An 11672-nucleotide genomic window follows, 5' to 3' on the forward strand; every position below is an offset into this window, starting at 1 on the left:
TATGAAATTTCCCTGTCCTCTTTTAATAATATCCTCGTTCTTCCATCCAGTCTTTCACATAACATCTGATTCCAATATAAATAATATGCGACAGTAATAGCAATACAATAAGATTTATCGGATTAGCGTTTTTAATCCATTCTCCAAAGTAAATTACAACAGCTGTACTCGTTATCGCTACCACGATACTGATGATATCCCAACAATATTTCCGGTAGATTTTTCCTACCTGATAACCAATCCCGATTATCAGCCACCCGGTTATTACGAATAAAATTGCCATGACAGTACCGGCAATCAGCCAGTACACAATCCCGGAAAGAATACTGTTAGGTATTCCACTGCTTAACTGTCCGAAAGAGTCTGCACCTGTCACAAACTCCCGAAATAAACTTCCCATTCCTTTTCCTAACGCACCGAAAAAGACGATACAGTCGTTAAGGAAAACCGACGAAAGAATCGCAGTAAACAGTGTTGTTGTTATGCTGTACCATGCCAGTAGAAACAAGATACTTTCATAACCAATCGTCATATTTTTATATTTCTTTTCTAACTGGCTTTTACGGCTATCGCATTTTTCTTTTGCTTTCCGGTAAGCAGTACGGTCACATTTTTCACATTTCTCATAAGGCACTTTTTTCTCAACAGCTACCTCTACCGTCTTTTGGTGTGTCTGTGCATAAAGTTTTTCCTGCTCTGCTTTTTCATACTTAAATTTCCATGCCACGGCTTCTGCGTCGGCTCTTTTCCTGCTGTCTGTCTCGCTGGTCAATCGTTCCTCTGTTTGCCTTAATCTTGTCCGCAATGCTTCGATATTCTCGGCTCTGTTTTCGCTGTTCAATTTCTCGTTCAAGGTCAGCAATTCGCTTAGCTGCCTGTTTAGTTCCTGGATTGTCTGGTCTTTCTGATCCAGTTCGTCCTGCATCTGTTCGGTCATCAGCAGAAGTTCTTCCACCTGCCCGACGTTCTCTAAGTTTCTGCATTCGCTCATCGATCTCCCTCGCTTTCTCTATCTGCTGTTTAAGGTCAGCAATTCGCTGTTCTGTTTCTGCAATAAGCTGTTCTCGTTGTTCAGCTTCTGCGTTAATTCCTGCCATTGCTGATTCTCGTTTTCCAACTGTTCGATTCTGGTTTTCTGTTGCTCGATCTGTGAGAGCAGTTCTTCTGTATCTGGCAAAAGATTTAGCAGCCTGGATAATTCGCTGTTTAAGCTTTTTAAACTCTGGTTCTGCTCCTGAAAAGACAGGAGCTGTCGATCCCGTTCCTGCAATTCCTGTACCATCGCTGCCATAAAATTCTGCTGTTCCTCGATCTGGTTTATCATTGTCTCCATCATGGGAATGACTTCCCGGCTTTCTTCTAATGTCATCCAATCGCTCCTTCCATTGTGTCAATGCACCGGATACCTTTCCGAAAGAAATCTGTATTTTATCCAGCAGTGCATTTTGTCTTTTTATGATCTGATTTTCTACCACTTTCCATGACGCTGATTGTGTCTGCCCATTTTGAAATTTCTCATCAATTTTTCTGGCATCCGCGCCCTCATGGATCGTCGGTATCTCTAATTTCCCCTGCCTTGCATAAGAACGGTGGTCAATGTGATTTTCCGTTTTCAAATGTGCATTACAGACATTCGCCCATTCACTCCGCCACAGTTCACAATTTTTCGGACTGTTCCATCCGGTAGCATCGGTTAATACACGTTTCCACTGTTTACGGTTCCTTGCACCGACTTTCTGATTACCGTTTTCGTCCAATACCGGGATTCGGATTCCATGACGGTCAGGGTCCTTTTTATCCTGCCACCAGTCCGGATGGGATTCATCCACCACAATATTTCCATTTTCATCTCTGACAAACTCCCAATCCTTGATTTCTTTGTTCCCCCATGAGTGGTCTGGATTGAATGGTCGCATCGTCACAAGTAAATGCACATGGGGATTTCCATCTCCTTTATCGTGGATACTCCAGTCCGCACACATTCCCTTATTTACAAAGGTCTTTTGAATATATTCGGTTGTATAATCAATCTGTTCCTGTCTGTTCCATTCTTTCGGAAGTGAGAACTCAAATGACCTGCCGAGTTGTGCATCTGCACTTTTTTCTATCCTCAAAACTTCATTCCATAAACGCTGCTTCTGAAAAGTAAGTTTAAATTTTTTCAGTGCGGCTTCTTTGTTATCTGCCCTTTTATATCGGACAGATTTCTGGAACCGTCTGATATTTTCAGCAGGTACATTCAGCCATTCCTGTGGTGCATTTTCACACATCAACAGGCTGGTATAAACAACTTCTCTTTTGGCAGTGTAGTAGCTGATCCTGCCTGTTTCTTCATTTTTCATCACATCACCATTGAGATACGCAGATGCTGATATGATGGATTTCCCTTTGCTGCGTCCAACAATCTTTACTGTATAATGAAAAATCGCCATGCTCCGTTTCCCCCTTTCTGCCGTATCCGGCTTTGATTTCCGGCAGGTAACGTTTTCCCAAAAAGAAAATGGTATCTGCCGGAACGCCCTCTGCGTAAGAGTGCCCTGTGCATAACAGCCTGCATGGAATGCGCCCCTCTGGCGAAGAGTGCCTCCTGCGGCATGAGCAGGTCTGCATGAAATGCCCGCCGACGGAACGAGCCCGGCAAGCGTAAGCGCAGACCGGTTGCCACCTGTGGCAAACTTATACGGACGACCTCTGGTTGTCCATAAGTGCGCCCTTCATGAAAAAGCAATGAAGGGAATGGAAAACCCACTCCCTCCGGCATTACACTTCCTCCGTATTTGCAACTGGCTCTTTCTGCATTGCCTTTGAGAAAAACTTTCCGTTTGCTTCCTGCCTTTTTAAGAAGCCGATCAGCTTCGGGATATCTTCTTCCTCAATCGCAGAACCCAGCACTGATTCCACCGCACCGCCAATCTGGCAGAGCCTGTGTGTCCGCTTTTTGGTTTCCACATCTTTCTGACGTTTCTTCAGTTCCCGTTTCTGTGTTGCATACTGTTTTGCTTTCTCAAGGCTTTCCTGTTCTTTCTTTTCCAACTGGAGCATACGCTCCTCATAACTCTTTGTTGATCTTGCCATAAATATCATCGTCCTTTCTTTTTCTTCCAAACATAAGTTTCCTGTTGTCTGTCAGACGAAGTACATGGTATAATCTGTTTGCGTGTAGGTATATCATGACTCCGGTCTGATAGAACCTTTGGCGGTTTCTTCGGGAACCGCTTTTTTAAGTTGAACCGTTTCTTGTGACTGCTTTCACATTTCCCTTATCCCTCAAGTCCCTGCCCTCGTTGGCTTCCATAAAAAGTTCCAGCATATCCGTTTTGATCAGCACTTTCCTCCCGACCTTTAATACCGGAAGTTTCTTCCACTCCACCAGTTTTCTCAGGGTGTTCCTGCCGATTCCCGTATAATCAGCAGCTTCCTCAATAGATAAGGCAATCTTTCTTTGTGTCATATGACCACCTCCTCTTTAGTTGCATTATGCAATTTCATTTGTGCTGTCAGTATAGCGTGTTTATATTGCTTTGTCAAGCATTATGAAATTATGTTTCTTTTTCTTGAATTGCATATTGCAATATATTTTGTTGCGTGGTATAGTAATGACATACCGAAAAAGGAGGCACATCAGCATGAAAGATAAAGAACTACGCAAGCTGATCGGCAGCAGGGCAAAACAGCGCCGTCTCGAATTAAATCTGACACAGCCTTATGTCGCAGAGAAGATGGGAGTTACCGCTTCCACAATCCTGCGTTATGAGAATGGTTCGATTGACAATACCAAAAAGATGGTACTGGAAGGTCTTTCGGAAGCACTTCATGTATCGATTGAATGGCTCAAAGGGGAAACCGATGAATATGAAACTGATATTACGGATAAGAAAGAATTACTGATTCGTGATGCGATGAGTGATATTCTCAAACAGTTACCGCTCGACCTCAATAAAACAGAAGACGCATTTTCCAAAGACTTACTGCTGTTAATGTTAAAGCAATATGAACTGTTTCTGGATTCGTTTCAGTTCGCCTGTAAAAATTACAAGGGCAGTACCAAAGATGCGGACATTGCCAAAGTAATGGGCTTTGAATCGAAAGATGAATATAACGAGATCATGTTTCTCAGGGAGATCACACATACTGTCAACGCATTTAACGATATGGCAGATGTGATAAGACTCTATTCTAAGAAACCGGAAACAGCAGAACAAAGACTTGCCAATCTTTTATCCGAAGTTATGTATGAGGATTCTGAATCGGTATAGTAAGACAACCGGAGTTGTGATATACTTACACGCAAGAAGCATTTCAACAGTTCCGATTGTCTGATATCGAAAGGAGACATACGATTATGGCAAAAGGATCTGTTAGAAAAAAAGGAAAAAAATGGTACTATCGCTTCTATGTAGAAGATGCAAGCGGTAAAATGGTTCAGAAAGAATATGCTGGAACCGAAAGTAAAAGTGAGACGGAAAAACTTCTCCGCAAAGCACTGGAAGATTACGAAAATAAGAAGTTTGTCGCAAAGGCAGACAGCCTTACGGTAGGAGAGCTTCTGGATATGTGGGCGGAAGAAGAACTGAAAACCGGGACACTCAGCAACGGCACAGTGGAAAATTATCTTGGTGCAATCCGCTGTATCAAAAAACACCCGATTGCAGACCGCAAACTGAAAACAGTTACTGCCGAACATTTACAGGCATTTCTTGATCTGCTTACATTCGGTGGTGAGTTTCCAGACGGGAAAGTAAGAAAGGGATACAGCAAAGATTATATACATTCTTTTTCCGCAGTGTTACAGCAGTCATTCCGTTTTGCAGTATTTCCAAAACAACTAATCAGTTTCAATCCGATGCAATATATCAAACTGAAACGACAGGCAGAGGAAGTTGACCTCTTTTCCGATGATGAAGTGGAAGAAGGCACACAGCCGATTTCACACGAGGATTACGAGCGACTTATCAAGTATCTGGAAAAGAAAAACCCACCTGCCATTCTGCCGATTCAGATTGCGTATTATGCCGGGCTCCGTATCGGAGAAACCTGTGGTCTTACATGGCAGGACATTAACCTTGAGGAACAATGCCTGACCATAAAACGCAGTATCCGCTACGACGGCATAAAACACAAAAACATTATCGGACCAACGAAACGGAAGAAAGTAAGGATTGTTGATTTTGGCGATACTCTGACTGAAATATTAAAAGCTGCCAGAAAGGAACAACTCAAAAACCGGATGCAGTATGGCGAATTATATCACCGCAATTACTACAAAGAAGTTCATGTGAAAAACAGAGTCTATTATGAATACTATCATCTTGCCGGAACACAGGAAGTCCCGGCAGATTACAAAGAAATCTCCTTTGTCTGCTTAAGACCGGATGGCTCTTTGGAACTGCCGAGTACACTCAGCATTGTATGCAGATCAGTGTCAAAAAAACTGGAAGGATTTGAAGATTTCCATTTCCACCAGTTACGTCACACCTACACCAGCAATCTGCTTTCCAATGGGGCTGCACCGAAAGATGTACAGGAACTGTTAGGACACTCTGATGTCAGTACCACAATGAATATTTACGCTCACTCAACAAGAAAAGCAAAGCGGGATTCCGCAAGACTTCTTGATAAAGTAGTGAGCAATGCTTAACTAAAAATTTCCCTTATTTCCCTTGCGGATTCCGCATAAGGGCAAAAATAAGGGAAAATACATATCATTTCACTATCTAAGAGGCTGTAAGCCTTGAAAAATAAGGAAAGTTCAGGAAATCTCTCCACAAATTCCGATTTGCACATCAAATCGTTTTCTTCATTCTATCACAACTTCTATTGATCCGCCATCAGTCTTTCGAACCAAGTATTGCTGTTTGACCATTAGCTGTAGCTAATAGAATTGAATACTGTTTCAGCTAATTCATGTTTGCCGGTGGATCACTGACAGACGAAGATAAAATAGCTTTTATGGATGAGATCCAGAGCCTTTATCTGGATTCCAAAAGACGTGCAAAGAAATTTACACCGAAAAAATATCTGAAAAACCAAGAGGAAAAATAATAGAAGGCGGGATTATTGTACACCTAATCTGTTACCTTATAGTTACAAGGATATTTCTGCCCTTTTATTTTTTACTTTTGAGGTGATTTATTTGAGAAACACTTACATATATACAGAAACAAAGAAATTAATCAAGAAATATGGAACCCGAGATCCATTTGAGATCATGGATCAGATGAACATTGTTGTCGGGGAAACTTCCAGATATAAGACACTGAAAGGATATTGTTTTATGAGCTGCAAGACAATCTATGTCATGATCAGCAGTTTCCTTTCAGAAGAAGAAAAGATGATCGTTGCCGCCCACGAATTAGGGCATATCATCCTGCATCGTTCCCAGCTGAAAATGGCTCCGATGCAAGATGATACACTCTACAATATGACGGATAATACAGAATACCAGGCCAATCTGTTTGCTGCCGATCTGCTGATTGAAGATGAGAAAATCGAAGATATGGTTCAGAACGAGGACCTGGATTATTTCGGACTCTGCAGTTCATTGAATGCGACTCCGGAACTAATGAGCTTTAAATTATACAGCCTGACAAAACGAGGCCAGGCTTATCATATGCCGATGGAGATTCAGAGCAATTTCCTGGCGAAATAAAGTAAATAAAGATCCTGTTCTATATATCATAGTATGAACAGGATCTTTTTATAATGATTTATTTTCTATCTAAAATTTTATTAAACCGACTAAAGACTCCATAGTTTGTGTGTTTGACTTACTGTTTATATCTATCTTCTCCTAAATATTTTTCTAGTCATTGCAATATAAAATTGCTTATACAGTCTCTCCCTTAAGAGTCCTGGTATTCTGGATAATATACAGAGCAACCGATATGACCATCATTATAGCGCACAAACCAATCAACAGATCTGATACCATCGGTGTAATGTGGAACCATATAATATGCACCGCTGCAGTTCCATATAATAAAAAGGTTACTATCTTTCCATGCCAGTCTGCACCGTGTACTTTTCCTGTCTTTCGTATCACAAGACATCCACTGACTGCCATATACAGCTCCTTACCTGCCATTATTACGATTAAAAGAAGCATATGCGGAAACCGAGTAAACAGACAGATTAACATCGCTGCCTGTGTCAGCTTATCGGCCACCGGATCAAGTATTTTTCCCAAATTACTAATCATATGGAATCTTCTTGCGATATATCCATCAGCAAGATCCGTAAGACCAGACAGCAATAAGATTTCTCCAGCTAACAGAGGATTTTTCTTTACACAATAGCTCCATATAATTACCGGAATCAGGCAAAGCCGAAAAAAAGAAAGAAGATTAGGAACCGTAATAATTCTATTCAAATTTTCTTCCTGATTCACTTCACTCTGCATGTACGGTCGCCTCACTTTCCTTTTTTTTTGACATAAACCAATAAAATATAACACAAAATGCTAATGCAAACACAACACCAAAAACATTTTGAATCACTCTAAGACTAACCGCTCCTTGTAGTCCATAAGTCTCTGCAGCAATGGCTAAAGCACCAAATGTGTTAAATACTGCCTGCCAGCCATATTGTGCTGAAAGTCCTACACCGATTCCACCAAGAATTCCTATATATGCATAGATTGACGAAGGAAGCAGAAAATATAATACTGTAAAACATATAACACCTGCAATATTTCCGACAATCCTTTTACGGACTCTATAGTGCATATCTTCCATAAATGGCAAAATCGCGGACATGGCCGCAATACCAGCCCACATTGCACGTGGCATATTACAAAGTTCTGCAATGCAAAGGACAATCGGTACGCATAAAATCTGACATATCTGCCATTTTGTTCTGGAAGAAGTGATATCAAATTCTTGTATCAGATCTTTCAGATTTCTTTTATAAGTTCTGTTTTTATGATTTCGATAAAATACGAAGCAGGTAAGTGCTGCACCTAAAGCCATTCCGACTAATCGCATCTGATAGCTTTTTCCCGTAACATCATAACCATATAGCAGCAGATACCCAAGAACCAATGTAGATTGATTAAACATGAATGGATTATGGCATCCGAACAGAATCAACACAGCCAGTGCCGCAATATTTAACAGCATTCCCAATACCGGTGAAAACTGATTTGCTAAATGCGGACATACAGTCATAATTACAAAGAACAAAGCCAAAAGCATCGTAGATTGTCCGGTGTGGATCCCCAGATCCGCATTTCTAAACACCATGAGACATAATAAGACTACTACACCTACAATGCTGTTCTCATTTCCAAATAGGATGCTGAAAATACTAACAAAGAAAAAACAAAATGCCATTGTAACAGCTATCTTCACCAGATATACCCACATATGATATAATTTTTCTTTTAGTGTTTCACTCTTTTTCAACAGGTTTTTAGAACCTGTCTGATTTAACTGCAACTCCTGATAAAATGTCATATAAATCCTCCCATCTTCTAATTTATCTTAAAACTATATAATCTCATCTTTCTGCTTTGGCAGCTCTATAACAAATCTGCATCCACCATATTCACGGTTTTCTGCTTTGATTGTTCCTCCGGCACTATCTACAATGCGTTTTACAAGTGCAAGACCTAGGCCATTTCCTTCTGCTTTATGAGATCCATCTACCTGATAGAACTTGTCAAATATTCTGGATTTTACATCATCCTCTATTCCTGGTCCTTCATCTTCCAGAATGAACTTAACAGAATCCTGTTCTTGTTTCAGAAACATCGTAATTGTCCCCTTTGAAGGGCTGAACTTAATCGCATTATCCAAAAGATTTATCCAGATATGCATAAAAAGTCCTTCATTCCCAGTATATTTAACTTCCTCCAATTCTACCTGAAAACCAATTTCTTTTTCTGTCCATTTTGTTTCCAATGAAAGAAATGCCTGGCGAATCTGTTCATCCAGACGATATTCTGTTTTTTTCATTGGTATATTCTGATTCTCTAACTTGGATAACAGCAAAATATTACCAACCAATCCGGAAAGTCTTTGGGTGTTAAATAAGATTTTTTCTACATATTCCTCTTGATCCGGAGACAGTTCTTCTCCCTGAAGCAGCATTGTATATCCTTCAATGGCATTAATCGGGGTCTTAAACTCATGAGAAACATTAGATACAAAATCCATCTGCAGCACCTCTGTTGCACGAAGTTCTTTTGTCATAACATTAAAACTTTGATAAGATTCTCCAACTTCTGCTATACGGCTGTTCGTTTCCAAATGCTGTTCAAAATCTCCCTGAGAAACTTCCTTCATTGCTTTACTAAGTCTGGTAATTGGTTCCAGTAACTTTGCATTGATAAAGGAAGTGATCAGCCCTGCAATCAATGTATTGAAAATCAAAAGCCAGCCAAGCACAGGTATGCTGCCCGGCAGATTAAAAAAATGATTCAAAAAAGCAAATAATAAAGCAGATATGACTGTTGAAAATACAAGTGCCAGCCAGATTGCACCAGTCAGACAGGATCGGATCCGCAATCCTTTTTCTTTCTTTTGTTCCATTATTTTTTCACCACCTTGTATCCAATTCCACGCATTGTTACGATTTCAAAATCAGGGTTATCTTTAAAACGCTCTCTGATTCTTCCTATATGTACCTCTATCGTATGTGGGTCTGCCTCCGTCTCGTATCCCCATACTTCATCCATCAACTGTTGTTTTGTAAATGTTCTGCCTGGCGAAGCTGCAAGCTTATATAAAAGCAGGAATTCTTTTTTAGGCAAAACAAGACTTTCCTTATCAGTTGTAACCGTCATTGCATCATAATCAAACTCTGTTGAACCGATCACAATTTTGTGTTCATTCAGTATCTGTGCACGGCGAAGCAGTGCTCCGACTCTTAAAACCATTTCATTCACATTTACCGGTTTTACCATATAATCGTCACTTCCCGAAAGAAATCCCTGGCGCATATCATCAAAGGAACCTTTCGCAGTGATCATAAGCACTGGTATCTGATATCCTGCTGAACGGAGTTCTGACACCAGTTCATAGCCATCCATAACCGGCATCATAATATCAGAAATGATCAGATCAATATATTCCTTATCCAATACTTCTAATGCCTGTGCTCCATCCGATGCACTTTTGACTTGATATCCATTCTTCTCAAGCACTTTTTGGAATAGCTGGCTTAATTCTTTATCATCTTCTACAATCAATATTTGAAACACGTTTTCCTTCCTCCTTATTAAAACAGATACCTTGCCCATCCAAGCAGATGCTGTACCAAAAATATTTTTCTCTGACGTTTCTTTGTTAATTCGATTGGCTCTACATGATATGGATCATTATAAGTTCCGCCTTCTAATATCTGGCGGGACACTTTTTCATATTCCATCATGCCCTCTTCCAACTGTTTATTAATATCTTTACTGCGAATTACAAGCATCAGTTCCGTATCCAGATATGCACTTCTCATGTCCATATTAAAGGAACCGATTACAGACAGATCATCGTCAATGAGAATACTTTTTCCGTGGTATGAATAACCGCCTTCATATTCCCAGATATTAATTCCTGTACTTAAGATTCTATTTCTGTTTTTCGCATAATCGGCAGCCCCAAATGGATTCCCATTATTCGCAACTGAATTTGTCATGATAGAAAAATCTGAAACGTTCTCTGCAATCTCCTCCCATGTATTATACATCATATCATTACAGATAATATATGGCGTGTGGATCTTCACACGATCTTTTGCATTTTTCATCAATTCTCCCAACTGATACCACACTACTGGTTCTTTGGAACCTGTGTGAATAGGATTTGACACTAATGTAATCTTTTCTGTCTCAAAAGTTTCGTCCGTATAATCGGTCTCGCAGATTCTTTCCTTATTCTCTTCAAAATATTTCTGATAGCTGTTCTGCAGCTCTAAAACTGCGTTCTTTACAGATTTTCTATTTGCCAGTTTTTTATTGTTATGAAAATAACCACTGTCTTCCTGATTCCATATGGTTTCAAAATACTCTGACAACTGGTTAACTGAATTTTCTTTCTCAGGTTCATCGCAAACCACTAACACGTCTCTGTCATAGTTCTTATGTCCCGGAAAATCACCCAGGAAATAATTATATGTATTTCTTCCCCCAAGAATATATCTCTTTCCATCTGCAATCAAATATTTATCATGCATTCTACCCATCATTTTCCACGGTTTCAACGGATTGGCCTTATTATACAGTTTAATTTCAACATTCTCATGGGAAGATAATCCATAGAAATACGGATTTCCTTCCATATCAATCCAGCTCTCCATTCCATCTACTAACAGACGAATATGTACACCTCTGTCTGCCGCATCATGCAGTGCTCCTAAAATCAATTTTCCACTTTCATCGGATTGAAATGCAAAAGTAGAAAGAATAATTTCCTTTTTTGCATTCTTGATCAAACGCACTCTTTGTAAAAGCGCTTCTGGATTCTTTTCTATGATTACTGCCCGTTCTGTATTTTCACTGCATTCGTTCCATGACCCATTTTTTGTTTCTTTTTTGGTTGTATTGGACACTTCCGGCTGCTTTTTATATGCAACGCAGATTCCGAGCAATTCATAAAAAGCCACACATAAAAAAATTGCCAGTATAACAAGAAGGATTTTACATATTTTATGCTTTTTCATTGTACATCACCTGCTTCCTT

General features: G+C 39.9%; 13 protein-coding genes. 3 read left to right on the forward strand and 10 right to left on the reverse strand.

What is annotated here, in order from left to right; all coding sequences use genetic code 11:
* Positions 1 to 22: 22 nt before the first annotated feature.
* The 5 genes from NKF87_RS14060 to NKF87_RS14075 all read right to left on the reverse strand — a co-directional run bounded on the left by NKF87_RS14060 (position 23) and on the right by NKF87_RS14075 (position 3451).
* Positions 23 to 772, reverse strand: coding sequence for a DUF6040 family protein (locus NKF87_RS14060; protein ID WP_243024445.1), 750 nt, complete (start codon positions 770 to 772; stop codon positions 23 to 25).
* Positions 711 to 2432 carry a MobA/MobL family protein gene (locus NKF87_RS14065; protein WP_108817234.1) on the reverse strand — a complete coding sequence of 574 codons (1722 nt, stop codon included), beginning with the start codon at positions 2430 to 2432 and terminating at the stop codon, positions 711 to 713. Before NKF87_RS14065 ends, NKF87_RS14060 begins: the two co-directional genes overlap by 62 nt.
* Positions 2408 to 2761: a hypothetical protein gene (locus NKF87_RS14585; RefSeq protein WP_108817233.1), complete on the reverse strand. Its 354-nt coding sequence runs from the start codon at positions 2759 to 2761 to the stop codon at positions 2408 to 2410. Before NKF87_RS14585 ends, NKF87_RS14065 begins: the two co-directional genes overlap by 25 nt.
* Complete coding sequence (locus NKF87_RS14070; protein ID WP_108817247.1) at positions 2761 to 3075, reverse strand: relaxasome subunit MobC; 315 nt, start codon at positions 3073 to 3075, stop codon at positions 2761 to 2763. Before NKF87_RS14070 ends, NKF87_RS14585 begins: the two co-directional genes overlap by 1 nt.
* Positions 3076 to 3220: 145 nt before the next feature.
* Positions 3221 to 3451: a helix-turn-helix domain-containing protein gene (locus tag NKF87_RS14075; protein WP_002578307.1), complete on the reverse strand. Its 231-nt coding sequence runs from the start codon at positions 3449 to 3451 to the stop codon at positions 3221 to 3223.
* Between the two features lie 175 nt (positions 3452 to 3626).
* Here NKF87_RS14075 and NKF87_RS14080 point away from each other — a divergent pair, with 175 nt between their 5' ends.
* The 3 genes from NKF87_RS14080 (at position 3627) to NKF87_RS14090 (ending at position 6649) form a co-directional block, all read left to right on the forward strand.
* On the forward strand, positions 3627 to 4256 hold the full coding sequence (locus NKF87_RS14080; RefSeq protein ID WP_108817232.1) for a helix-turn-helix domain-containing protein: 630 nt from the start codon (positions 3627 to 3629) through the stop codon (positions 4254 to 4256).
* An 86-nt stretch (positions 4257 to 4342) separates the two neighbouring features.
* Positions 4343 to 5638: a tyrosine-type recombinase/integrase gene (locus NKF87_RS14085; protein ID WP_108817231.1), complete on the forward strand. Its 1296-nt coding sequence runs from the start codon at positions 4343 to 4345 to the stop codon at positions 5636 to 5638.
* Between the two features lie 486 nt (positions 5639 to 6124).
* Complete coding sequence (locus NKF87_RS14090; protein WP_242859243.1) at positions 6125 to 6649, forward strand: ImmA/IrrE family metallo-endopeptidase; 525 nt, start codon at positions 6125 to 6127, stop codon at positions 6647 to 6649.
* A gap of 177 nt (positions 6650 to 6826) precedes the next feature.
* Here NKF87_RS14090 and NKF87_RS14095 read toward each other — a convergent pair whose 3' ends face one another.
* From NKF87_RS14095 to NKF87_RS14115, 5 genes are read right to left on the reverse strand one after another with little or no spacing between them, the layout of a single operon-like run.
* The gene (locus tag NKF87_RS14095; protein ID WP_006427153.1) at positions 6827 to 7399 is read right to left on the reverse strand and encodes a CDP-alcohol phosphatidyltransferase family protein; all 573 of its coding nucleotides are present in this window, start codon (positions 7397 to 7399) and stop codon (positions 6827 to 6829) included.
* Positions 7389 to 8453: an FUSC family protein gene (locus NKF87_RS14100; RefSeq protein ID WP_117598116.1), complete on the reverse strand. Its 1065-nt coding sequence runs from the start codon at positions 8451 to 8453 to the stop codon at positions 7389 to 7391. The genes NKF87_RS14095 and NKF87_RS14100 overlap by 11 nt, the downstream gene beginning before the upstream one ends.
* A 33-nt stretch (positions 8454 to 8486) precedes the next feature.
* A complete protein-coding gene (locus NKF87_RS14105) occupies positions 8487 to 9530 on the reverse strand; it encodes a HAMP domain-containing sensor histidine kinase (protein ID WP_005347239.1) in 1044 nt (347 codons plus the stop codon).
* Positions 9530 to 10240 carry a response regulator transcription factor gene (locus tag NKF87_RS14110; RefSeq protein ID WP_003693048.1) on the reverse strand — a complete coding sequence of 237 codons (711 nt, stop codon included), beginning with the start codon at positions 10238 to 10240 and terminating at the stop codon, positions 9530 to 9532. The genes NKF87_RS14105 and NKF87_RS14110 overlap by 1 nt, the downstream gene beginning before the upstream one ends.
* Positions 10219 to 11652 carry a phospholipase D family protein gene (locus NKF87_RS14115; protein ID WP_006427149.1) on the reverse strand — a complete coding sequence of 478 codons (1434 nt, stop codon included), beginning with the start codon at positions 11650 to 11652 and terminating at the stop codon, positions 10219 to 10221. The genes NKF87_RS14110 and NKF87_RS14115 overlap by 22 nt, the downstream gene beginning before the upstream one ends.
* Between the last annotated feature and the right edge of the window lie 20 nt (positions 11653 to 11672).

Source organism: Dorea longicatena (assembly GCF_024168045.1).
GTDB lineage: Bacteria > Bacillota > Clostridia > Lachnospirales > Lachnospiraceae > Dorea_A.